This is a genomic window from Plantactinospora sp. B5E13, from assembly GCF_039871775.1.
Taxonomy (GTDB): domain Bacteria; phylum Actinomycetota; class Actinomycetes; order Mycobacteriales; family Micromonosporaceae; genus Plantactinospora.
The window spans coordinates 61,937-85,211 of sequence record NZ_JBDPLT010000006.1 but is presented as its reverse complement, the minus strand read 5'-3'; the positions used below and the strand labels follow the sequence as shown (position 1 = coordinate 85,211).

21 protein-coding genes and 1 pseudogene are annotated in these 23,275 nt (G+C 72.5%); 17 read left to right on the top strand and 5 right to left on the bottom strand.

From position 1 onward, the window contains the following. Window positions 1-6: 6 nt before the first annotated feature. Window positions 7-1,788 (top strand): fatty acyl-AMP ligase, encoded by a 1,782-nt coding sequence (locus tag ABGB05_RS07875; RefSeq protein ID WP_347652524.1) that lies wholly within the window; start codon window positions 7-9, stop codon window positions 1,786-1,788. Here the strand turns inward: ABGB05_RS07875 and ABGB05_RS07870 are convergent. Continuing rightward, window positions 1,766-2,014, bottom strand: a complete 249-nt coding sequence (locus ABGB05_RS07870; protein WP_347652523.1) for a hypothetical protein — start codon at window positions 2,012-2,014, stop codon at window positions 1,766-1,768. The genes ABGB05_RS07875 and ABGB05_RS07870 overlap by 23 nt on opposite strands. 436 nt (window positions 2,015-2,450) lie before the next feature. Between ABGB05_RS07870 and ABGB05_RS07865 the strand changes: the two genes are divergently transcribed. Genes ABGB05_RS07865 through ABGB05_RS07855 form a run of 3 tightly spaced genes read left to right on the top strand, consistent with a single transcriptional unit; the run spans window position 2,451 to window position 4,093 of the window. Then, window positions 2,451-3,263, top strand: coding sequence for a Scr1 family TA system antitoxin-like transcriptional regulator (locus ABGB05_RS07865; RefSeq protein WP_347652522.1), 813 nt, complete (start codon window positions 2,451-2,453; stop codon window positions 3,261-3,263). Continuing rightward, the gene (locus ABGB05_RS07860) at window positions 3,254-3,445 is read left to right on the top strand and encodes a DUF397 domain-containing protein (RefSeq protein ID WP_347652521.1); all 192 of its coding nucleotides are present in this window, start codon (window positions 3,254-3,256) and stop codon (window positions 3,443-3,445) included. The genes ABGB05_RS07865 and ABGB05_RS07860 overlap by 10 nt, the downstream gene beginning before the upstream one ends. Before the next feature lie 18 nt (window positions 3,446-3,463). After that, a complete protein-coding gene (locus ABGB05_RS07855) occupies window positions 3,464-4,093 on the top strand; it encodes a hypothetical protein (RefSeq protein ID WP_347652520.1) in 630 nt (209 codons plus the stop codon). A 260-nt stretch (window positions 4,094-4,353) separates the two neighbouring features. On the opposite strand, the gene ABGB05_RS07850 is transcribed toward ABGB05_RS07855, so the two are convergent. Next, complete coding sequence (locus ABGB05_RS07850; RefSeq protein ID WP_347652519.1) at window positions 4,354-4,866, bottom strand: hypothetical protein; 513 nt, start codon at window positions 4,864-4,866, stop codon at window positions 4,354-4,356. A 168-nt stretch (window positions 4,867-5,034) separates the two neighbouring features. Between ABGB05_RS07850 and ABGB05_RS07845 the strand changes: the two genes are divergently transcribed. Together ABGB05_RS07845 and ABGB05_RS07840 are read left to right on the top strand one after the other, a co-directional pair. Next, window positions 5,035-5,169, top strand: coding sequence for a hypothetical protein (locus ABGB05_RS07845; protein WP_347652518.1), 135 nt, complete (start codon window positions 5,035-5,037; stop codon window positions 5,167-5,169). Between the two features lie 9 nt (window positions 5,170-5,178). Next, window positions 5,179-5,694: a metallophosphoesterase gene (locus ABGB05_RS07840; RefSeq protein ID WP_347652517.1), complete on the top strand. Its 516-nt coding sequence runs from the start codon at window positions 5,179-5,181 to the stop codon at window positions 5,692-5,694. 84 nt (window positions 5,695-5,778) lie between these two features. Here the strand turns inward: ABGB05_RS07840 and ABGB05_RS07835 are convergent. Next, window positions 5,779-6,165 (bottom strand): annotated as a pseudogene (locus ABGB05_RS07835) (GNAT family N-acetyltransferase); the annotation flags it as partial. A gap of 139 nt (window positions 6,166-6,304) precedes the next feature. Here ABGB05_RS07835 and sthA point away from each other — a divergent pair. Together sthA and ABGB05_RS07825 are read left to right on the top strand one after the other, a co-directional pair. Beyond that, window positions 6,305-7,708 (top strand): Si-specific NAD(P)(+) transhydrogenase, encoded by a 1,404-nt coding sequence (gene sthA, locus ABGB05_RS07830; RefSeq protein ID WP_347652516.1) that lies wholly within the window; start codon window positions 6,305-6,307, stop codon window positions 7,706-7,708. Window positions 7,709-7,809: 101 nt separating this feature from the next. After that, the gene (locus ABGB05_RS07825) at window positions 7,810-8,538 is read left to right on the top strand and encodes a CHRD domain-containing protein (protein ID WP_347652515.1); all 729 of its coding nucleotides are present in this window, start codon (window positions 7,810-7,812) and stop codon (window positions 8,536-8,538) included. A 161-nt stretch (window positions 8,539-8,699) separates the two neighbouring features. On the opposite strand, the gene ABGB05_RS07820 is transcribed toward ABGB05_RS07825, so the two are convergent. Then, the gene (locus ABGB05_RS07820) at window positions 8,700-10,019 is read right to left on the bottom strand and encodes a glycosyltransferase (protein ID WP_347652514.1); all 1,320 of its coding nucleotides are present in this window, start codon (window positions 10,017-10,019) and stop codon (window positions 8,700-8,702) included. 241 nt (window positions 10,020-10,260) lie between these two features. Here ABGB05_RS07820 and ABGB05_RS07815 point away from each other — a divergent pair, with 241 nt between their 5' ends. The 8 genes from ABGB05_RS07815 to ispH all read left to right on the top strand — a co-directional run bounded on the left by ABGB05_RS07815 (window position 10,261) and on the right by ispH (window position 20,732). Continuing rightward, window positions 10,261-11,649: a glycosyltransferase gene (locus tag ABGB05_RS07815; RefSeq protein ID WP_347652644.1), complete on the top strand. Its 1,389-nt coding sequence runs from the start codon at window positions 10,261-10,263 to the stop codon at window positions 11,647-11,649. Between the two features lie 15 nt (window positions 11,650-11,664). Beyond that, window positions 11,665-12,507, top strand: coding sequence for a DMT family transporter (locus ABGB05_RS07810; RefSeq protein WP_347652513.1), 843 nt, complete (start codon window positions 11,665-11,667; stop codon window positions 12,505-12,507). 220 nt (window positions 12,508-12,727) lie between these two features. Further along, a complete protein-coding gene (hpnC, locus tag ABGB05_RS07805) occupies window positions 12,728-13,657 on the top strand; it encodes a squalene synthase HpnC (RefSeq protein WP_347652512.1) in 930 nt (309 codons plus the stop codon). Beyond that, window positions 13,654-14,532 (top strand): presqualene diphosphate synthase HpnD, encoded by an 879-nt coding sequence (gene hpnD, locus ABGB05_RS07800; protein WP_347652511.1) that lies wholly within the window; start codon window positions 13,654-13,656, stop codon window positions 14,530-14,532. Before hpnC ends, hpnD begins: the two co-directional genes overlap by 4 nt. Beyond that, on the top strand, window positions 14,529-15,878 hold the full coding sequence (gene hpnE / locus ABGB05_RS07795; RefSeq protein WP_347652510.1) for a hydroxysqualene dehydroxylase HpnE: 1,350 nt from the start codon (window positions 14,529-14,531) through the stop codon (window positions 15,876-15,878). Before hpnD ends, hpnE begins: the two co-directional genes overlap by 4 nt. A 99-nt stretch (window positions 15,879-15,977) precedes the next feature. Further along, a complete protein-coding gene (locus ABGB05_RS07790) occupies window positions 15,978-17,015 on the top strand; it encodes a polyprenyl synthetase family protein (RefSeq protein ID WP_347652509.1) in 1,038 nt (345 codons plus the stop codon). A gap of 1 nt (window position 17,016) precedes the next feature. Continuing rightward, on the top strand, window positions 17,017-19,221 hold the full coding sequence (shc, locus tag ABGB05_RS07785) for a squalene--hopene cyclase (protein WP_347652508.1): 2,205 nt from the start codon (window positions 17,017-17,019) through the stop codon (window positions 19,219-19,221). Continuing rightward, window positions 19,218-20,732: a 4-hydroxy-3-methylbut-2-enyl diphosphate reductase gene (ispH, locus tag ABGB05_RS07780; RefSeq protein ID WP_347652507.1), complete on the top strand. Its 1,515-nt coding sequence runs from the start codon at window positions 19,218-19,220 to the stop codon at window positions 20,730-20,732. Before shc ends, ispH begins: the two co-directional genes overlap by 4 nt. Window positions 20,733-20,745: 13 nt before the next feature. Here ispH and ABGB05_RS07775 read toward each other — a convergent pair whose 3' ends face one another. Beyond that, window positions 20,746-21,954, bottom strand: a complete 1,209-nt coding sequence (locus ABGB05_RS07775; protein WP_347652506.1) for an RNA-guided endonuclease TnpB family protein — start codon at window positions 21,952-21,954, stop codon at window positions 20,746-20,748. Between the two features lie 240 nt (window positions 21,955-22,194). Between ABGB05_RS07775 and hpnH the strand changes: the two genes are divergently transcribed. After that, window positions 22,195-23,199, top strand: coding sequence for an adenosyl-hopene transferase HpnH (gene hpnH / locus ABGB05_RS07770; RefSeq protein ID WP_347652505.1), 1,005 nt, complete (start codon window positions 22,195-22,197; stop codon window positions 23,197-23,199). Window positions 23,200-23,275: the final 76 nt, after the last annotated feature.

Below are 23,275 nucleotides of genomic sequence, written 5' to 3'. Positions count from 1 at the left end.
TGGCTGATGAGTCTCTTCGTCGCCGCGCTGGGTGAGGTTGCCGCCCGGGTGCCGGACAAGCCGGCGGTGCTGTTCCACCGTTCCGGCGGGGTCGAGTCGTTGACCTACCGGGAGCTGGACCGGGCGGCCCGGAGCATCGCCGTCTGGCTGCGCGACCGGCTACCGGCCGGGGACGCCCGGGTGGTGCTCGCACACGGCCCCGGGCTCTCCTTCGTCACCGCGTTCGTCGGCTGCCTGTACGCCGGTGTCACCCCGGTGCCGGTGCCGCCGCCGACCGGTCACCGGCACCAGGTGGTACGCAGCGCGGGAATCGTCGCGGACTGCGGTGCGGCACTGGTGCTCACCGACCCGGAGACCCTGCCGGCGGTGCTCGCCTGGCGGGACGCCTCCGGTCTCGGCGACATCCCGTGCGCGGGTCCCGCCGCGATCTCGGAGGCGAGGGAGGAGCCGGGGAAGTCCGGCCCGGACCGCTGGCACCCGCCGGACCCGGACCCGGACCGGCTGGCGTTCCTGCAGTACACCTCGGGGTCGACAAGCGCGCCGAAGGGGGTCATGGTCAGCCACGGCAACCTGGCGCACAACATCGGGCTGATGCGCGACTGCCACGGCTGGCACGGCGACCTGGTGTTCTGCAGTTGGCTGCCGACGTACCACGACATGGGGCTGATCGCGATGCTGCTGACGCCGCTGTACCTGGGCGGCACGGCCGTGCTGCTGTCGGCGATGGACTTCCTGAAGCGGCCGTACCTCTGGCTGGACCTGATCAGCCGGTACCGCGCCCAGGTGAGCTGTGCGCCGAACTTCGCCTACGACCTGGCGGTGCGGCAGGTCGGTGACGAGCAGGTGGCCGGGCTCGACCTCTCCGGCTGGCGGTACGCCTGCAACGGCTCGGAGCCGATCAACGCCGGCACCCTGGAGCGGTTCGCCGCCCGGTTCGCGCCGGCCGGGTTCCGCCCCGAGGCGCTGCTGCCCGGGTACGGGTTGGCCGAGGCGACCCTCTACGTCTCCGGTACCCGGGTCGACTCGCCGCCGGTCGTCCGCCACGTGGACACCGCCGCGCTCGCCGCCGACAAACTGGTGGTGGCGAGTGACCCGACGTCGGCGGAGCTGGATGGTCCGGCGTCGACGACACCGCTGGTCAGCAGTGGGGTGGTGCGGGGGATCGAGGTGCTGGTGGTCGACCCGGCCAGCGGTATTGTGCTGCCGGACGGGCAGGTCGGCGAGGTGTGGATCGGCGGCGGGAGTGTGGCGGCCGGCTACTGGCGGCGGCCGGACGAGACGGCGGAGACGTTCGGCGCGCGTACCGCCGACGGGGCCGGACCGTTCCTGCGGACCGGGGACCTCGGCGCGTACCTGGACGGCGAACTGTTCATCACCGGCCGACGCAAGGAGATGCTGATCGTCAACGGGCGGAACCTCTACCCGCACGACGTGGAGCGGGAGGCGGCGGACGTGCACCCGGTCTTCGCCGAGTTGCCGACCTGCGTCTTCTCCGTACCGGGCCGGCAGGGCGAGGCGATCGTGCTGGTCCAGGAGATCCGGTCGCGCGGGCTGACCGGCGACGACCTGCGCGGGTACGCCCGGACCGCGAAGACGACGATGACGGTCCGACTCGGTGTCCGGGTGGGTAACGTGGTGTTCGTCCGTCCGGGGCGGATCCTGCGGACCAGCAGCGGCAAGATCCAACGTCGGGCCATGCGGGACCGGTTCCTCGCCGGCACCCTGGAGTCGTTGCACGAGGACCTGGACCCGGAGCTGCGGACGGTCACCTCGGCACCCAGCCGATGAATCGGGCGTACAGGTCCTGCGGGCTCGGGCCGCCCGACTGGTACCGGACGTGCAGGTCGCTGGTGGCGTCGTAGAGCATCGCGCAGAGATAGACCGAGAGCGCGACCCGGTCGTGGGCGTACTCGGTCAGCAGCCTCTCCCGGGCGGTGTCGCACGGCCAGGCGGCGGCGCAGACCCGGCACGACCAGAGCGGCCGTCGCGGCAGGTGCGGCCCGTCGGTGGTCACCGTCGCTCCCCGGGTACGTCGTGCCGCCCGTCCCCTGGCCGTCCCGTCCGGTACGTCCGCCGCTGGTTGAGCCCACCGCCGGGTGGCGGATACGGTCGCGGGATCGGCGGGACGACGGCGTCCGGGCAGCGCCACGGAAGGCCGCAGTGGCAGTAGCGCCCGAGTCGACGCCAGTTTCGGTGGTGCCGGGGTGCGTACCGGACGGGTGTGTCTCGCCGTCTCCGCCACATCAGAGTCTCCTTCGCCGCCGGTGGGACGGGCCGCTCCGGCTTGCCGTCCGGAGCGGCCCGGTGGCGACGCACCGGTCGGAGGCGGGGGGAAGGTCCGGTGCGTCGCCGCCCCCCACTCTGGTGACGATGTCGCTACTGTCGGAAGGATTCGTCCGCCTACCGGTGAGCCGTACGGCACCGGACCCCTCCTGTGCAGAGGAGCGCAGATGACCACTCCGCCCACCACTCCGCCCACGTTGGAGCTGTTCGCCGAGGAACTGCGGCTGGCCCGGACCGATGCCGGGCTGTCGCAGGAGGAACTCGCCGTCGAGGTCAACTACTCCGCGTCCCTGGTCGCCGGGGTCGAGCAGTGCCGGCGGATCCCGCAGCCGGAGTTCACCGCCCGCTGCGAGCGGGTGTTGAAGACCGCCGGCCGGCTGGAACGGATCCGCTGCCGGATCGGCCGGGAGGTGATCCTGCCCTGGTTCCGGGAGTGGGTGCTGCTCGAACGCGAGGCGACCATGCTCCGCTCGTATGAGCCGCTGGTGGTCTCCGGGCTGCTGCAGACCGAGGAGTACGCCCAGGCGCTGCTCGAAGGGGCCAGCCGGTTCACCGTGGCCCAGCTCGAACAGCAGGTCGCCGCCCGGGTCGAGCGGCAGGCGGTGCTCGACCGGGTGCCGCCGCCGACCTTCGTCGCGGTGCTGGACGAGCAGATTCTGCACCGCCCGGTCGGTGGTCCGAAGGTGATGGCCGGCCAACTCCGGCACCTGGTCGAGGCGGCCCGCCGGCCCTGGGTGCACATCCAGGTGGTGCCGCTCGCCACCGGGGCCTACCCCGGGCTGAACGGCGCGTTTGCGCTCGCCACCCCGGCCGAGGGCGAGGATTCGGCCTACCTGGACAACCAGCTCCAGGGCTACGTGGTGCAGCGCCGGGCGGACGTACTATCGGTGGCGGAAACCTGGGAGGTGGTGCGGTCCCAGGCGCTGTCGCAGGAGCAGAGCCTGCGGATGATCGAGGAGGCGGCGCGGAGATGGAGCTGACCGGCGCCCGGTGGCGCAAGAGCAGCCGGAGCAGCGGTAACGGTGGCAACTGCGTGGAGGTGGCGGACAACCTCCCCCACATCGTCGGTGTACGGGACAGCAAGGACCCGTCCGGGCCGGCGCTGGTCTTCGCGCCGGACGCCTGGCGGGCGTTCGTCGGCACGGTGACCGCACGGCGCTGACCCGACGGGCACGGGGGAGTGGACGACGCGGACCGGGCCGCCGCGCTCGACGGGATCCGGCGCAAACTGGCGCTGCTGAAGCAGCTCGAGGCGGAGCACGGCTTCGGTGTGGTGATCGAGGAGCAGGCCGCGCCGCTGGCACCGATCCCGGAACTACCGCCCGGCGTGGTCGAGGTGTTCAGTGTGGTCCGGCGGCTGGAGGGCAGCTACTTCCGGTTCCGGCAGCCGCCCGAGATCAACAGCCCGGCCGCCTTCCGGGACCGGGAACTCCTCCCGTACGACCTGCTCGGCCACCCGTTGAGCATCGGCTGGGAGATCCGGGACATCCCGGCCGACCTGGTCGCCGAGCGGGACATCGGCCAGCCGGTCTACCTCGACGTCACCGACGGCTACGTCTACCACCTGAACACCGACGAGTACGTCCTGCACATCAAGGGCGCGTACGACGGCGACATCGAGGTCGACGAGTTCGCCCCGGACGTCGTCACCTTTGTCGACCGCTGTGTGCTCGGCCCGGAGTACCCGGACGTGGTGGAGACGATCTGCGGCCCCTTCCACCGGAACCACCGGGTCCGCAAGGGACGGTTCAAGGGGCAGTACACCGACACCTGGCTCCGCCTCCTGGTCGCCGCCGGCCTGGCCGACTGACCGGCGGACCCGTCCCGTCGGGAAGTGACGGTCAATCGCCGGGCTGTGTCAGTCGCGACCGGTCCGGTGTTCCCGGCTGTGCTGTCGTACCTCGTCGACCTGTTCGCCGACCGCGTCGACCCGGGCGGCGAGCCCGGGATGGTCGGTACGCAGATGGCGGCCGGTGTCGGCGATCAGCTGGACCAGGACGGTCGGGTCGCTGGTGCCCAGCGCGTGGTGCAGCCGGTCCAGGTCGCCCCGGGCGGTCGGGGCGAGGTCGGTCAGCGCGGTGATCTGCCCGGCGAGTTGACGCAGGTCGGCGCCGTTGTCCCGGGCCCACCGGGCGCGACCGCGCGGTTACCGGCCCGGCGGTCCCGTTCGGCGCGTACCCGGTCGTCGCGGGTCCGGGGTGGGGCGCCCGCCTCGTCGGGCCGTAGCCGTAGGTACCGCCGTTCGGCGGCCTGCCGGCTGGCGACGCCGAGCGCCGGGGCGAGGTCGGCCCAACTCGCGCCTCGTTCGCGGGCCGCCTCGATCAGCCGTGGTTCCCAGGTCGCCAGCTCGGCCCGGAGGTGGCGGAGCTGGACGAGGGCGTCGAGCACCTGGCCGGCGGTCGGTTCGGCAGCGGCGTCGTCGGTGGTTCCGGGCACCGGGTCGGTCGGGGTCCGGGGCGCCGGGGTGGGCGGGTTGCCGACCCGGTTGGCGACGGCGCGTACCTGGTCGAGCGCGTGGCTGGTGCAGAAGGCAAGTACGGGCCCCGTCCCGTCCCGGGGGTCGCTGTTCGCCGGTTCGGCCATCCCGCCACCCCTTCCGCTGGTCCGTCGGCCGGCCCGGCTGGCCGGCCCTGGTATTCCTACTACGTCATCGATCCGATGACGAAGCACTTGTCGTCGTTCCGACGACATGGTACAACCGAGGTGTGGCGCATTGACAGCCCTGTTGTCTGAGCCAGGAGGTGGTTGACGATGTTGATGCGCACCGGCACCTTCCGCGAACTCGACCGGCTCGCGCAGCACGCCCTCGGCGCGCTGGGCACCGGCACCTGGTCCCGTCCGACGGCGATGCCGATGGACGCGTACCGCACCAAACAGGGTGGATAGTCTGGAGGCGTGCGCCTCGTGATCATGGCGGACACCCACCTGCCGAAGCGGGCCCGGGACCTCCCGGCCCCGCTCTGGGCCGCTGTCGACGACGCCGACGTGGTCATCCACGCCGGCGACTGGGTGGACGTCTCGCTCCTCGACGAGCTGACCGCGCGCAGCGCACGGCTGATCGGGGTGTACGGCAACAACGACGGATCCGAGCTGCGGTCCCGGCTGCCCGAGATCGCGCGTGTGGAACTGGCCGGGGTACGGGTCGCGGTGGTCCACGAGACCGGGCCGGCCGGTGGACGGGAGCGTCGCTGTGCCGCCCGGTTCCCGGACTGCGACGTTCTTGTTTTCGGACATTCACATATACCCTGGGACAGCATCGCCCCCGGTGGACTGCGACTGTTGAACCCCGGCTCGCCGACCGACCGGCGGCGTCAGCCGTACGCCACCTATCTCACCGCCACCGCCTCGGACGGCCGGCTCGACACCGTGGTCCTGCACCGGTTGCCCCGCCGGGGCGACCCCGATGCCTGATCGTGTCGCGGCTCGGCGGCTCCGGTTCAGCGGGGCCGGCTCACGCACCATGAAGACGTCCACCGGATCCTCGGTCTCCACAGTGAATCCGTGCCGTTCGTAGAGCCGTCGGGCCGAACTGCCCTGCAGTAGCTGCAGCCGGACCCGGATGCTGTCGCGGTCACACCGCTCCAGCAGTTCGCCCAGGACCGCCGTACCGATGCCGTTGCCGTGCAGGTGCGGGACCAGGTAGAAGTGCTCCAGCCAGTGGGCGTCCTCGGCCGGCCGTAGCGCCACGGAGCCGGCGAACGTACCGGCCGTCTCGATCACCCAGGTGTGCTCCGGGTGGAACCCGTTGCGCAGCCGCTGCCGTACCCGCCGCTCGTCGTACCGGCCGAGTCGTTCCAGATCCGGCCGCAGTGTCACGGCCCGCAACTCGGCGATCGCCTCGACGTCGGCCGCCGTGGCCGGCCGCAGTTTCCAGTCCCCCATGATCAACAGCCTAGTCGTCGGGTTTCCGCAGCTCCCGTCGGTCTTCGGCGCCGGATCGACCGTTCGGGGAGCGGGTCGGCGGCTCAACCGGCCGTTCGGCCCGGAGCGTTTTGATCAGCGGGCTGCCACACTGAGATCCGTGCATGACTTCGACGTCCTCGTCCTCGGCTCCGGACCCGGCGGTCAGAAGGCCGCGATCGCGGCGGCGAAACTCGGCCGCCGGGTCGCCGTCGTGGAACGACAGCACATGGTCGGCGGTGTCTGCATCAACACCGGCACCGTGCCGTCCAAGACGCTGCGGGAGGCGGTGCTCTATCTCACCGGGCTCAGCCAGCGTGAGGTGTACGGCCAGAGTTACCGGCTCAAGGAGGACATCACCATCGGCGACCTGACCGCCCGGACCCAGCACGTGATCGGGCGCGAGGTCGACGTGGTACGCAGCCAGCTCACCCGTAACCGGGTCCGGTTGATCACCGGCACCGGTCGGTTCCACGACCCGCACACGGTGACGGTGACCGACCCGGCCGGACGCGAGTCCAAGGTGACCGCCGACCGGATCATCGTCGCGGTCGGTACCCGGCCGGCCCGACCGGAGAGTGTGGACTTCGACGAGGCGACGATCATCGACTCGGACGGCATCCTCAACCTGGACCGGGTGCCGAAATCGATGGTGGTGGTCGGGGCGGGGGTGATCGGCATCGAGTACGCCTCGATGTTCGCCGCGCTGGGCACCAAGGTCACTGTGGTCGAGCGGCGCGACCGGATGCTGGAGTTCTGCGACCTGGAGATCGTCGAGGCGTTGAAGTACCACCTGCGGGACCTGGCGGTCACGTTCCGGTTCAGCGAGGCGGTGGCCGCCGTGGAACGGCATGCCCGGGGTGCGATCGCGGTGCTGGAGAGCGGGAAGCGGATCGCCGCCGACACGGTGATGTACTCCGCCGGCCGGCAGGGGCTCGGCGCCGACCTCGACCTGCCGAACGCCGGGTTGGAGGCGGATGCCAGGGGGCGGATCGAGGTCGACGAGCGGTTCCGTACCGCCGTACCGCACATCTACGCGGTCGGTGACGTGATCGGGTTCCCGGCGCTCGCCTCGACCTCGATGGAGCAGGGGCGGCTCGCCGCCCACCATGCCTGCGACGAACCGGCCCGGGACCTGTCGGACCTGCAGCCGATCGGCATCTACACGATCCCGGAGATCAGCTTCATCGGCCGGACCGAGGACGAACTCACCCGTGACAGGGTGCCGTTCGAGGTGGGCATCTCCCGGTACCGCGAGCTCGCCCGGGGGCAGATCAGCGGCGACTCGTACGGGATGCTCAAGCTGCTGGTCGCCCCGGACACCGGTCGGCTGCTCGGGGTGCACATCTTCGGTACCGGCGCCACCGAACTCGTCCACATCGGGCAGGCGGTGATGGGCTGCCTCGGCACCATCGACTACCTGGTCGACGCGGTCTTCAACTATCCGACCCTGGCCGAGGCGTACAAGGTCGCCGCGTTGGACGCGATGAACAAGATGCGGCACATCGCCCGACTGCGGGACTGACCAAACTGTCCTCGATCCGTCACTGCCGGCATATGGCGTTGTTGTCCTCGATCCGATACTCAGAGTAGTGACGTGGTTGCCATCGGTAGGAGGTGACGGTGGTGGTGAGCCGACGACGGCGCAGACTGGCGGCCGTGGTGGTCGTGGTCCTGGCTGCCGGCGCGGGTGCGGCCCGACTCGCGTACGGCAACGCCGAGCGGTACGACAACGGACGGCTGGACGCCGTGCACCTCGCCACCACCCGGCTCGACGGTGGCCGGTACGCCGGCGCCCGGGCCGAGGGTGGTGGCCGGTACGCCGGCGCCCGGGCCGAGGGTGGCGACCGGTTCGCCGGCGCCCGACCTGACGGCGAATGGTTCGCCAGCCCGGACGGCCGGGGCGGCGGGCATGTCTTCCGAGCCCGGTTGACCGGTTTCGAGGAGGATCCGCTCGCCATCTCCACCGCCGGCAGCGGCCACTTCTCGGCCACCGTCGAACGGTCGAGGCAGGAGATCGCCTACCGGCTCGGCTACGCCGACCTCGAGGGCGACATCACCCAGGCGCACATCCACTTCGGCGGCCGGGCCCGCAGCGGCGGGATCAGCGTCTTCCTCTGCACCAACCTCGGCAACGGGCCGCCGGGCACCCAGGCCTGCCCGGCCGCACCGGCCACCATCACCGGCACCATCAGACCGGCCGACGTGATCGGCCCGTCGGGGCAGGGCATCGCGGCGGGAGAGTTCGACGAACTCGTCGCCGCGATCCGGGCTGGTACGACGTACGTCAACGTGCACAGTTCGCGTCATCCCGGCGGGGAGATCCGGGCCCAACTTGATCACCATCGGCGCTGACCATCCGTCGTCCGACCGGCCCCTGTCGAGTCAGGACATCCGCGCCTTTACCACTGGCGCTCTTGACGTCACGCGGCGACATGGTTAAGGTCCGATAACTTTGTGACCCGGCTCTGTGACTGCGGCCACAGAGCCGTCCGGAGCAGGCCGCGGTCGACCGGTCAACGGGCCAGCCGGTCGACCGCGGCCACCACCGCCGAGGCCCCGTCCTCGTCGGCCAGCCGGGCGGCGAGCAGCCGGGCGCGGGCGCCGAAGGCCGGATCGGTCACCGCGGCCCGGACCGCGTCGCCGAGCCGGGCCGCACTGAGCCGCCGGAACGGGATCACATCCGGGCTGACCCCGAGCCGGGCCAGTCGGGCGGCCCAGAACGGTTGATCCGCCAGCATGGGCACCGGCACCGTCGCCACCCCGGCCCGCAGCGCGGCCCCGGTGGTGCCGCAGCCCGCATGGTGCACCACGGCGGCCATCCGGGGAAAGAGCCACCCGTGCGGCACGTCGTCGACGTACAACACCTGGTCGTCGCCGCTGCCGGCGCGGCCGGGACCGTCGTCGGGACCGCTGCCGGAACCGTCGTCGAGAGGGTCGTCGCTGCTCCGCTCCGGGACCGCCTCCGCACCGGCACCCTGCACGATGGCACGTACCCCGGCCCGGCGCAGCGCCCGACGGACCATGGCGTACAGCCGACCACCGGGGTCGGCCAGACTGCCGAAACCGACGTACACCGGGGCGTCCCCGGCGGCGAGGAAGGCCCGCAGCGCGGGCGACGGTCGCCAGTCCACCGGCGGTGCCGGCCACCAGTAACCGACCACGTCCAGGCCCGGTCGCCAGTCCGGCGGGCGGGGGAGCACGGTCGGGCTGAAACCGTGGCTGACCGGCCACCCCCGCACCGCGGCGTCCCGGTCGAGGTCGGCGAGGTCGCACTGCGGAAGGCCGAGCCGGGACCGGAGTCGCCGCGAGGCGTGCGCGTACACCCGACGGCCCAGCCGGTGGCCGAGCCGGCCGGCGGCCCGGTTGCCCCATCCGCCCAGCGTGCGGACGCCGAGCACGATCGGCGGAAAGGCCCGGGTCGGTTCCACCGGCTGGAGGAACACCCCGAGGCTCGGCACCCCGAGCCACTGCGCCACCGAATAACCCAGCGGCGCGGTGCTGGCGGAGAGCAGCAGGACGTCCACGCCGGAATCCGCCGCGGTGACGATGCTCTCGCCGAGCCCGTCGACGAACCGGTCACCGAGCCGGACGAACTCCACCAGTCCCGGAGCCCCCGGTACCCCGGGCCGTCGCCGGGACGGTACGCCGGTCCGCAACGCCGACAGGTCGCCGAGGACCGGACGGAACTCCAGGCCGGCACCGGTGACCAGATCGGCGTACGGGGCGGGCGCGGCGAGCGCCACCCGGTGGCCGGCCGCCCGCAACCGGGCACCGAGACCGGTGTACGGGGCCACGTCCCCCAGCGAACCCGCGGTGACGATGAGAACCCGCATCCGGACCTCCCGGCGGGCTGGTACGGGGACACCCGTACCAGCAGTGTAGGCGGGGCCGGCCGCCGGACGGGCCGTGAACGGGATGGTGGCCCGCCGGCAGGCCAGGTCGACAGGAGAGGAATCTTCACACCCTCGGCGGGTAGAAGGCCGGATGACCTCTACTCCCGGGTGGTTCCGGACGAACCGCGAGGAGGCCGCCGAGCCGCCGTCCGGTGGCCCCGGAGGGTCACCTCCGCGTGTGATGATCATCTACGCCAGCGCGGGGGCCGGGCATGACGGCGCGAGCCGGGAACTGGCCCACCGGCTGCGGGAGCGCGGCCTGCTGGCCGACTGTGTGGACCTGGCCGACATCTTCCCCTGGGGCCTCGGTCGGCTGCTCCGCGGCACCTACCACGGGATGTTGAGCCGGCTGCCCTGGATCTACGGGCTGCTCTTCTCGATCGGTGGCAACTTCAGCCGGGCGGCGCCGATCACCCGGACGCTGCTGCGGCCGGTGTGGCCACGGGTGCTCCGGGCACTGCCGCCGAACACCCGGGCCGTCGTGTCGACGTACCCGGTGGTGAGTCAGATCGTCGGGCCGCTGCGGCGCGAGGGTCGACTCGCCGTACCGGTGATCACCTATCTGACCGACTTCGCGGTGAACCCGATCTGGGTGTCGCCCGGCATCGACGTGCACTGCGCCGCCCACGTCACCACCCGCGCCGAGGCCCGGGCACTCGGTGCGGGGGAGGTCCGGGTGGCCGGCCGGATGGTCTCGGCCGCCTTCCGCCCGGGGGACGAGCAGGACCGGCGGCGGGCCCGGGAGAAACTCGGGCTTCCGCTCGACGCCCGGCTCGCGCTGCTGGTCGCGGGCTCGTGGGGGGTCGGGGCGGTGGCGCGTACCGCCGCGGAGATCGCCGCCACGGGGGTGGCGGTCCCGGTCGTGGTCTGCGGACGGAACGCCGCGCTGTACCGCCGGCTGCGGCGACGCGGCACCGGGTACGTCTTCGGCTGGGTCGACGACATGCCGGCCCTGCTGCGGGCCGCCGACGTCCTGGTCGAGAACGCCGGTGGGCTCACCGCGCTGGAGGCGATGGCCTGCGGGTTGCCGGTCGCCACCTACCGGCCGATCCCCGGGCACGGGCGGGCGAACGCCGCCACCATGGCCCGGGCCGGCGTGACGACCTGGGTACGCCGTCGCGTCGACCTGGGGCCGACGCTGCTGCGGCTCGCCGACCGGACGAGCGGAGAGCGGCAGCGCAACGCCGGGCTCGCGCTCTTCGGCACCGACCCGGCGGGGGTGGTCGCCGACATCGCCTGGGGCCTGACGGCCTCGACCGGTGCGCATCGACTCGCCGGCGAGGCCGGCCCGCACCAGCTGGCCGGGGAGGCCGGCCCGGCCGGTCGGGCGCCGGTCGGAGCGGTACCCGTCGACGACCCGGTGTTGCTGGAGGGCGCCCCGTTCCTCGAACCGCCGGTACGGATCGATGCCGTCGAGGTGCGGACCGGGCTGGCGGCGGCCACCCCCCGGCGGACCCTGACCCGGTGGGTCGGGCTGCGGGCCGGGATGGCCCGGCTCTGGACCGGTGTGGGCCAGCCGCGCCGGGACGGCGGCACCCGGCCGGTGAACCGGCCGGACCGGCGCGGCTGAGGTGTCGGGGGTCCGGTGAACGGCATCGCCATCGTGCTGGGGCTCGCCTCGGCCGCCTGCTTCGCGGTGAGTTCGGTGCTGGAGCAGCGCGCGGCCAAGCAGGAGCAGCCGACCCGGACCATCGACCCCCGACTGCTGATCCGACTCGTCCGCCGGCCGTTGTGGCTGCTCGGCTGGGTGCCGGACGCGGTCGGCACCGTACTGCAGGCCATCGCCCTGCGGTTCGGTGCGCTCGCCCTGGTGGAGCCGCTGCTGGTCAGCGGGCTCTTCATGGCGATTCCGCTGGAGGCGGCACTGGAACGACGGCGTCCGCACCGCCGGGACATGCTGGTCGTGGTGATCGGTGTGGTCGGGCTGACCGCCTTCCTCGCCACCGCGAACCCCCGGGGCGGGGTGGAGGAGCCGAGCGCACTGGCCTGGATCGGAGTGGGCGCCGCCATCGGTGTCCTCGTCGGGGTCTGCCTCGTCGTCGCCTGGCGGACCCAGAACGCGGCCCGGGGCCTCGTGTTGGGCATCGCCACCGGACTGCTCTACGCCCTGGCCGCGGCGCTGCTCAAGAGCGTGACGGAGAAGCTGCCGGACAATCCGGTCGGGGTGGTCACCGACTGGCACCTCTACGTGCTGGTCCTGGTCGGCGGAACCGCCCTGACCCTGAACCAGAACGCCTTCCAGGGCGGGCCGATCGCCGCCCCGCTCACCGCCATCGCGCTGCTCGACCCCTTTACAAGTGTGCTGATCGGCGTCACCGCCTTCCAGGAGGAGCTCTCCCTCGAGGGACCCCGCCTGATCATCGGACTACTCGGAGTGGTCGCCATGAGCCTCGGTATCTGGCTGGCCCGACGTACCCAGTCAAGCTGACACGCCGGTCAGTCCGCCGGGTCGACACCTGGGTGGACCTGTCGGGTTAGGTCGTCCCCGGACACGCCAGAAAGGATTTCGGCAGGCCGCACCGCCGAGGGTGGGAAGTTGGGTACGCTCGGTGAAGATTACTTAGCGCGAGCGATGGGTTACCACCAATCCGGCGCGATGGTCCGGCTGGGCTCGACGAGCCGGCCGGGACCTCGCGAGAGGCGGCAGCGTGCTTGATCTGACCGACGATGCCCCCGGCCATCCGTCTGCGGATCGGCCGGGCGAGCGCCGGCAGCCGGAAACCGTGCTGGCCGGTGAGAACTTTCCGGTCGCGTTGCGTGTCCTACCGGCACGGATCCGCCGGCACCTGCTCGCCCTCTACACCTACGCCCGGTACGTCGACGACCTCGGTGACGAGCCGGACACCACCGGACGCGACGAGGGCCCCGAGGCCCGCCTCGCCGCGCTGCACCGGTTCGAGCGCGAGGTACGGGCACTCTACGAGGGCCGGCTGCCCCGCCACCCGGTGCTGGTCCGGCTGGCGCCGACGGTCGTCGACTGCCGGTTCCCGCTCGACCCGCTGCTCCGACTGATCGAGGCGAACCGTCGCGACCAGCTGGTCACCCGCTATCCGACCTTCGGTGCCCTGGTCGAGTACTGCCACCTCTCCGCCGACCCGGTCGGCGAACTCGTGCTGCACATCTTCGGCGCCGCGTCACCGGCTCGGATCCCGCTCTCCAACCGGATCTGCACCGCGCTGCAGATCGTCGAACACCTGCAGGACGTCGCCGAGGACCGCCGTCGCGGCCGGATCTACCTGCCGACCCGCGACCTGGCCGCCGCCGGGGTTCCCGAGGAGGCCCTGGACGCGCCGCGGGCCGACGAGCCGCTCCGGAAGGTGATCCGCCGGCAGGCCGACCGGGCCGCCGAACTGCTCGACTCCGGCGCGCCACTGGTCGGCGACCTACGCGGTTGGGCCCGACTGGCGGTCAGCGGATACCTCGCCGGGGGCCGGGCCGCACTCGCCGCGCTGGCCCGGGCCGACCACGACCCGCTGCCCGGCCCGCCCCGACCGACCCGGTCCGGTCTGGCCGTCGCCTGGCTCCGGTCGCTGCGAACCCCCGCCGTCGCTCCGGGACAGAACGGAGTGGGCGGATGAGCGGCGACATCGGCCTGGAACGCGCCTACCGGGAGTGTGCCCGCGTCACCCGTACCCAGGCCCGCAACTTCTCGTACGGCATCCGGCTGCTCCGGCCCGACCGGCGGGCCGCACTCTGCGCCGTGTACGCGGTGGCCCGGCGGATCGACGACATCGGCGACGGCGACCTGCCGGCCGCCACCCGGCTGGCCCGGCTGGACCAGGTCCGGGCGGCGCTGCACCGGCTGCCCGACGCCGGCGGCGACCCGGTCCTGGTCGCGCTCGCCGACGCGGCGGCCCGGCTGCCGATCCCGCTGGCCGCCTTCGACGAACTGGTCGACGGGTGCCTGGCCGACGTACGGGGCACCCGCTACGAAACGTTCGAGGAACTGGTCGGCTACTGCCGCTGTGTGGCCGGCTCGATCGGCCGCCTGTCGCTCGGGGTCTTCGACCTGCGGCCCGGCGCCGACCGGTCCGAGGCGGCCGAACTGGCCGACACCCTCGGCGTCGCCCTGCAACTGACCAACATCCTCCGCGACATCGTCGAGGACCGCGGGGTGGGCCGGATCTACCTGCCCCGGCGCGACCTGGACCGGTTCGGCTGCACCGTCGACCTGGACGCCGACGGCGGGCTGGCCGATCCGCCGGACCGGCTGGCGGCGCTGGTGCGCTGGCAGGCCCAGCGGGCCGACCGTTACTACCGGACCGGGCTGCGGCTGTTGCCGATGCTGGACCGGCGCAGCGCGGCCTGCGTGGCGGCGATGGCCGGGATCTACCACCGGCTGCTGGCCCGGATGATCACGGATCCGTTGGCGGTCACCCGACGTCGGGTGGCCCTGTCCGGCTGGGAGAAGGCGTACGTGGCGGCGCGGGCGATGACCCGGAGCGGATCGTGAGCACCGAACAGGTCTGCGTCATCGGGGGCGGGCTGGCCGGCATCGCCTCGGCGGTCCGGCTGCTCGACGCCGGACACCGGGTCACCATGCTGGAGGCGCGTCCGGCGCTCGGCGGCGCCACCTACTCCTTCCGCCGGGGTGGGCTGACCGTGGACACCGGCCAGCATGTCTTCCTCCGCTGCTACCAGCAGTACCGGGACCTGTTGCACCGGCTCGGCAGCACGGACCGGGCGACGGTGCAGGACGGCTTCGCGGTGCCGATCATCCGGGCCGGCGTACCGCCGCACCTGCTGGCCCGCAACCGTCGACTGCCCGCCCCGGCACATCTGCTGCCGGCGCTGCTCGGCTACCGACCGCTGAGGTTCGGGCAGCGGCTGGCGGCGGTCCGGGCCGCCGCCGCGCTGCGCCGGGTCGAGCCGGACGACCCGGCCGCCGACCGGGTCAGCTTCGGCGCCTGGCTGGCCGCGCACGGCCAGGACGGCCAGACCGTGCAACGTCTCTGGGAACTGATCTGCGTCGCGGCGCTGAACGCCCCGCCGGAACGGGCGTCGCTCGCCCTGGCCGCCCGGGTCTTCCGTACCGGACTGCTCGACCGGGCCGACGCCGCCGATCTCGGCCTGCCCACCGCGCCCCTGGCCGACCTGCACGGCACCCCGGCCAGCGCGCTGCTGCGCCAGCGGGGCGCGACGGTCCGCACCGGGGTACGCGTCCACCAGATCCGGGCCGAGGGACACCGGTTCCGGGTCGTCGGCGAGGGTGGGGCGCTCACCGCGGACGCGGTCGTGCTGGCCGTACCGCACTCGCAGGCGGCCCGTCTGGTGCCGTCGGAGGCGGCTCCGGACCGGGCCCGCTGGGCGCGGCTGGGCGCCGCGCCGATCGTCAACGTGCACGTCCACTACCAGGAACGGGTCACCGAACTCGGCTTCGCCGCCGGACTGGACACACCGGTGCAGTGGGTCTTCGACCGCACCCCGCCCGACGTCTCCGGGCAGTATCTGGTGGTCTCCATCTCCGCCGCCGAACAGGTGCTCGGCACCCGGGCGAGCGAGCTGGTCCGGACCTACCTGGCCGCCCTGGGGGAGGTTTTCCCGGCGGCCCGGCGGGCGCCGGTCCGGGACGCGTTCGTGACCCGGGAACCCCGGGCGACGTTCCGGCAGGTGCCCGGCTCACGGAGTTACCGGCCGCCGGCGCAGACCCGGGCTCCCGGATTGGCGCTGGCCGGCGCGTGGACCGACACCGGATGGCCGGACACGATGGAGGGCGCGGTACGTAGCGGCCAGCGGGCCGCCGACGTGGTGCTCGCCCACCTCGGGTCGAGATCGGACCCGTCGGAGGAGACGGCATGACCGAGCGGAGCGAGGTGACGGCATGACCGAGCGGAGCGAGGTCATCGGCAGGCTCGGTCGACCAGGTCATGGCGGCGGCGAGCGTAGCGAGGAGAAGACATGACCATGATGCTGCCCAGCATCCTCACCCAGGTGGACGAGCTCGTCCAGCCCGAGATCCGGGCGGCGCTGGAGCGGATCGACGAGCGGACCCGGCTGGTCGCCGGATACCAGTTCGGGTACTGGGACGCGACGGGTGCGCCGACCGGGCGGAGCGGCAAGGGGCTGCGTCCCGCGCTGGCGCTGCTCTCCGCCCGGGTCGCCGGACAGCCGGTCGGGCGCGGGCTGCCGGCCGCGGTGGCGGTGGAACTGGTACACAACTTCTCACTGCTGCACGACGACGTGATCGACGGCGACCTGGAGCGCCGACACCGGCCGACGGCCTGGGCGGCGTTCGGCGTCGGTCCGGCGATTCTCGCCGGTGACGCGCTGCTCGGTCTCGCCGACGAGGTGCTCTGCGCCGCACCGGAACTGGACGTGCACCGGGGTCTGGCGACCCTGCACACGGCGGTCCGCCGGCTGATCGCCGGCCAGGCGGCCGACGTCGAGTTCGAGAACCGCTCCGACGTCACCCTCGACGAGTGCCTGGCGATGGCCCGGGACAAGACGGCCGCCCTGTTGGCCTGCGCGGCGACGCTCGGCGCGGTGGTCTGCGGCGCGCCACAGACGGTCGTCGACGGACTCGACCGGTACGGCGAGCGGCTCGGCCTGGCCTTCCAACTCGTCGACGACCTGCTCGGCATCTGGGGCGAGCCGGCGGTCACCGGCAAGCCGGTCCTGTCCGACCTACGGGCCCGGAAGAAGTCGGTGCCGGTGGTCCGGGCGCTCGGCGTGGACGGCCCGGCGGCCACCCGGCTCGCCGAGCTGTACGCCAGCCCGGGTGACCTCTCCGCCGCCGACCTCGCCCTGGCCGCCAACCTGATCGAGGAGACCGGCGCCCGGGACTGGACGGAGAAGCAGGCCGACCGGTTGCTCACCGAGGCCCTCGCCGAACTGGACCAACTCGGTGAGGTGGGTTCGGCGGGTGGCGCCGACGTGTCCGGGGTGCACGCCGACCTGGTCGCGATCGCGCACTTCATGACAGGACGGGACTACTGAGATGGCCGGACTCTTATCCACCGACGGCGTCACGACGGCAGCCACCGACGGCGGCACGACACCCGGGACGGTCGGGGCCCCGGCCGCCCCGGGGACCGGCGGCGTCACCGCGCAGTTGTGGGCGCAGGCCCGGACGGCCCTGGACCGTGCTCGTGACCTGCTGCTCTCGACGCAGCAGCCGGCCGGCTGGTGGCAGGGCGAGCTGGAGACCAACGTGACGATGGAGGCGGAGGACCTGCTCATGCGGCAGTTCCTCGGCATCCGTAGCGTCGAGCAGACGGAGCCGACGGCCCGGTGGATCCGGTCGAAGCAGGGGGCGGACGGCGCCTGGCCGACCTTCCACGGCGGACCCGGCGACCTCTCCACCACCATCGAGGCGTACGCGGCGCTGCGGTTGGCCGGCGACCCGGCCGAGGCCGAGCACATGGTCCGGGCCCGGCGGTTCGTCCTCGCCCACGGCGGCATCGAGCGGAGCCGGGTCTTCACCCGGATCTGGCTGGCGCTGTTCGGGGAGTGGTCCTGGGACCGGCTGCCGGCGGTGCCGCCGGAGGTTGTCCTGCTCCCGCCGCGTTTCCCGCTCAACGTGTACGACTTCGCCTGCTGGGCCCGGCAGACCATCGTGCCGCTGGCGATCGTCCGGTCCCTGCGTCCGGTCCGTCCGCTCGGCTTCTCGCTGCGGGAACTACGGACCGGCCGGCGACCCGACCCGGCGCCGTCGCTGCGGCACCGGGCCGGCTGGATGCACCGCCTCGACACGGTGCTCCGGCGGTACGAGCGTCACCCGGTCGGCCCGGTACGCCGCAACGCGCTGCGCCGGGCCGCCGAGTGGATCATCGCGCGTCAGGAGGCCGACGGCTCCTGGGGCGGGATCCAACCGCCCTGGGTGTACTCGCTGATCGCGTTGCACCTGCTCGGCTATCCGCTGTCGCACCCGGTGCTGCGGACCGGCCTGGCCGGACTCGACCGGTTCACCATCCACGAGCAGACCCCGGACGGCCCGGTACGCCGACTCGAGGCGTGCCAGTCACCGGTCTGGGACACCGCGCTCGCGACGGTCGCCCTCGGCGACGCCGGACTGCCGGCCGGGCACCCGGCGCTGGGCCGGGCCGCCGAGTGGCTGCTGGCGGAGGAGATCCGGGTGCCGGGTGACTGGTCGGTACGTCGACCCGGACTGGAACCGGGCGGCTGGGCGTTCGAGTTCGACAACGACGGCTACCCGGACACCGACGACACGGCGGAGGTGCTGCTGGCGCTGCGCCGTACCGGGGCGGACCCGGAGGTGCGGGCGGCGGTCGGCCGCGGGGTCGCCTGGTTGTGCGGCATGCAGTGCGCGGACGGCGGCTGGGGAGCGTTCGACGCCGACAACACCCGGGCGATCGCCCGCGACCTGCCGTTCTGTGACTTCGGTGAGGTGATCGACCCGCCGAGCGCGGACGTCACCGCGCACATTGTCGAGGCGCTCTGCGCGGAAGGGCTGACCGACTCGCCGACGGTACGGCGGGGGGTCTCCTGGCTGTTGCGTAACCAGGAGGCGGACGGGTCCTGGTTCGGCCGGTGGGGCGCCAACCACGTCTACGGCACCGGAGCGGTCGTGCCGGCGCTGGTCGCCGCCGGGGTACGCCCCGACGACCCGGCCATCGTCCGGGCGCTCTGCTGGCTGCACCGGCGGCAGAACCCGGACGGCGGCTGGGGCGAGGACATGCGCTCCTACCGGGACCCGATGTGGCGGGGGCGGGGTGTGTCGACCGCCTCGCAGACCGCCTGGGCCCTGCTGGCGTTGCATGCCGCCCGCTCCGCCGACACCGTGTCGGTGGGGCGTGGACTGCGCTGGCTGGTGGAGACCCAACGCCCGGACGGCGGCTGGGACGAGCCGCAGTACACCGGTACCGGCTTCCCGGGTGACTTCTACATCAACTACCATCTCTACCGGCTGGTCTTCCCGGTCAGCGCGCTCGGTCGGCTGCTGCGCGAGCCGGCCTGGCTCGGCGTGGCACCGCCCGCCGGCGCCGACCGGGACGGCGTGGCCGGACCGGCGGGGTCGGGCGAGCGGGTCGGGCTGGTCGACCGCGTCGAGGCCGGCCGGCGGATCGAACTGGTCGATCGCGTCGAGGCCGGCGAGCCGATCGGGTCGGCTGCCCGGCGTGGCCCGGCTGAACTGGTCGACCAGGGCAGTTCCGCGGTGGCTCCGAGCGGTGAACCGAGTTGACCCGGGGCGACTGGGTGCTGTTCGCGCCCATGCGGATGGAGGCCCGCGCGCTGCGTCGCGGCCTGCCGACCGGCGCCCCGCTGCACCGCACCGGCCGGGGGCTGACCCGGGCCGGGCGGGCCGCCGCCCGGCACGCCGACGCGGGCGCTCTGGTGGTGGCGGGGATCGCCGGCGGGCTCACCCCGACGCTGCGCCCCGGCGACGTGGTCGTCGCCACCGAGGTACGGCGCGCCGACCGACCCGACGACCCGGCGGTGCCCTGCCCGAGCGCACCGCTGGTCGCCGCCACGCTGCGCCGGCGTGGTCTGACCGTCCACCTCGGACCGGTGGTCACCAGCCGGCGGCTGGTCGACGGCCCGGACCGGGCCCGGCTCGCCGCGACCGGGGCGCTCGCCGTGGACACCGAGTCGGCGGCGCTGCTGGCCTCCGCCGCGGGCCGGCCGGTGGTCTGCGTACGGGTGGTCGCCGACGTACCGCCGCAGCGGCTGTACCGGCCGCTGACCTGGCGTCGGGTCCGAACCGCCCTGCGGACCCTGCCGAAGGTGGCGCCCGCGCTCGTCGAGTGGGCCGAGGCGGGCACGGTACGCGAGGTCGTGCTGGCCTCACCCCGTTCGTTCTGCGCCGGCGTCGAACGGGCGATCGGTGTGGTCGAGCAGGCCCTGGACCGGTACGGCCCACCGGTGTACGTCCGCAAGCAGATCGTGCACAACGTGCACGTCATCGCCGACCTGCAACGCCGGGGCGCGGTCTTCGTGGACGAGCTGACCGAGATTCCCGACGGTGCCGTCACGGTCTTCTCCGCACACGGTGTCGCGCCCGCCGTCCGGGTCGCCGCCGCCGCCCGGGGGCTGCCGGTCATCGACGCCACCTGCCCGCTGGTGTCCAAGGTGCACAGCGAGGCGCGCCGGTTCGCCGGGCGGGGCAACACCGTCCTGCTGATCGGACACGCCGGACACGAGGAGACCGAGGGCACCCTCGGCGAGGCGCCCGGGCAGATCACCCTGGTGGAGAACGTGACGGACGCGGAACGGATCGAGGTCGCCGACCCGGACCGGGTCTCCTACCTGGTGCAGACCACCCTCGCGGTCGACGAGGTGGCCGGGGTCCTCGACGTGCTCCGGCGGCGGTTCCCGGCGTTGACCGGCCCCTCGTCGGACGACATCTGCTACGCCACCACCAACCGGCAGGTGGCACTGCGCGACGTTGCCGCCGACGCCGACGTGGTGCTGGTCGTCGGCTCCGCGAACTCGTCGAACTCGCGCCGTCTGGTGGAGGTGACCGAGCGCGGCGGTACCCCCGCGTACCTGGTGGACGACGTCGACGAGGTCGACCTCCGCTGGCTCGCCGGGAAACGGACGGTCGGCGTGACCGCCGGCGCCTCGGCCCCGCCCCGACTGGTCGACGAGACCGTCACGGCACTGGCCGGGCTCGGTGCGGACGCGGTACGGGAGCACACCACCCGGACCGAGGACGTGCACTTCACCCTTCCCAAGGAGATACGAACACCTTGACATCCTCCCCGTCCTAAGGAACGGGGATTCCCTTGGTTGCCCTTGGGTTTTCCTGCTTCATCGTCGACTGCCCCGAACGGAGGTTCCCCCGTTGAGGTCTTACGCCTTCTCCACAGGCTGTCACCGCCAGTCCGGCGGCCAGAATGGTGCGGGCGGCGTTGACGTCACGGTCGTGGACGGTGCCGCACCGGCACGTCCAGGTCCGTACGGTCAACGGCATCCGTCCAGCGAGGGCACCACACGTCGAGCACAGTTTGGAGCTGGGGAACCAGCGGTCCACGACCACGAGGTTGCGGCCGTGCCAGTCGGCCTTGTATTCGAGCAGGGTGCGGAACTGCCGCCAGGCCGCGTCGCTGATGGCGCGGGCCAGGCTCCGATTCTTGACCATGTTGCGGACGGTCAGGTCCTCGATCACGAGCGTTTGGTTTTCACGCACGAGCCGAGTGGTCAGTTTGTGGAGCGTGTCGCGGCGCCGGTCGGTGATCCGGGCGTGCACTCGGGCGACCTTGAGTCGGGCTTTGGCCCGGTTCGCCGAGCCCTTCTCCTTCTTCGCCATCGCACGCTGGGCGCGGGCCAGGGCGGCGCGGTCACGGCGCTCGTGACGCGGGTTGGTGATTTTCTCCCCGGTGGAGAGGGTGAGCAGCGAGTCGAGGCCGGCGTCGATGCCGACCGCACCCGAGGCGGGGGTCTGGTCGATCACGTCGTCGCAGAGCAGGGACACGAACCATCGGCCGGCCGGGTCCTGGCTGACGGTGACCGTGGACGGCGACGCGTTCTGCGGCAGCGGCCGGGACCACACGACGTCCAGCGGTGTGGTCATCTTGGCGAGGGTGAGCCGGCCGTCGCGCCAGCGGAATCCGCTGGTGGTGTATTCCGCCGACCGGCGCGACCTCTTCCTGCTCTTGAACGTCGGGTATGTGGCGCGTCTGGCGAAGAAGTTGGTGAACGCGGCCTGCAGGTGCCGCAGAGCCTGCTGCAACGGCACCGAGGACACGTCGTTGAGGAACGCCAGCTCCTCGGTCTTCTTCCACCCGGTCAGCAGGGCCGACGTGGTGTTGTAGTTGATGCGTTCCTGGCGCAGCGTCCACGCCTCGGTGCGGGCCGCGAGCGCCATGTTGTAGACCAGCCGGACACACCCGAACGTGCGGGCAAGCTCCGCCGCCTGCTCCTCGCTCGGGTAGAAACGGTACTTGAAAGCCCGTTTCACCGTCTTCGTGGCCACAACTCACAAGATAGCAAGCTAGTTGGTGACCCTTGCGGTGCCGTGCGGATAGACACGATCCGCCCTGGCGGCAGATCAGCCTTTCCTGTCCTGCTCCGCAAGAGTTCCGTCTCCTCACCGGACCGAAAGGCCGGAGTATCCACGGAAGGAAGCCGATGACGGGGAGCGTTCAGCGAGGCGGTGCGACGGGTGGCGGTTCCGCCACCCGTACGGGGGCGCGAGCGGGAGCGGGGTGCTGACATGGGAATGCCACTGCGACAGAGCATGCGGATCGGCCGGTACCTGGTCGGGCAGAAGATTCGTCGACGGGCGCACTTCCCGTTGCTGCTCGAACTCGAGCCGCTGTTCGCCTGCAACCTCGCCTGCGCCGGCTGCGGCAAGATCCAGCACCCGGCGGACGTGCTGAAACGCCGGATGCCGGTGGAACAGGCCGTCGCGGCGGTCGAGGAGTGCGGTGCGCCGATGGTCTCCATCGCCGGCGGTGAGCCGCTGATGCACCCGGACATCGACAAGATGGTCGACGAGCTGGTCAAGCGCCGCAAGTACGTCTTCCTCTGCACCAACGCGGCGTTGCTGCGCAAGAAGCTGGACAAGTTCACCCCGTCCCGCTACTTCTCGTTCGCCGTGCACATCGACGGTCTGAAGGAGCGGCACGACGCCTCGGTCTGCAAGGACGGCGTCTTCGACGAGGCGGTCGAGGCGGTCAAGGAGGCGAAGCGTCGGGGGTTCCGGGTCACCAGCAACACGACCTTCTTCTCCACCGACACCCCGCAGACGGTGATCGAGGTGCTCGACTACCTCAACAACGAACTCGCCGTCGACCAGATGATGCTCTCCCCGGCGTACGCCTACGACAAGGCGCCGGACCAGGAGCACTTCCTCGGGGTGACGGAGACCCGGGCGATGTTCCGCAAGGCGTTCGCCGACGGGCGTCGGAAGAAGTGGCGGCTGAACCACTCGCCGCTCTTCCTCGACTTCCTCGAGGGCAAGGTCGACTTCCCGTGCACCGCGTGGGCGATTCCCTCGTACTCGCTGTTCGGCTGGCAGCGGCCCTGCTATCTGCTGGGCGACGGCTACGCGAAGACGTACCGGGAGTTGATCGAGACCACCGACTGGTCGTCGTACGGCCGGGGCAGGGACTCGCGCTGCGCCAACTGCATGGCGCACTGCGGGTACGAGCCGACCGCGGTGCTGGCCACCATGTCCTCGCTGCGTGAGTCGATCCGGGCCATCCGCGCCAACTGAGCTGTCGGGGAAGGGCCTCTCGGCTGTCCGGGGCCCTTCAAGACAGTCCACCCGTAGCGGTCGGCGAGGCCCGCCC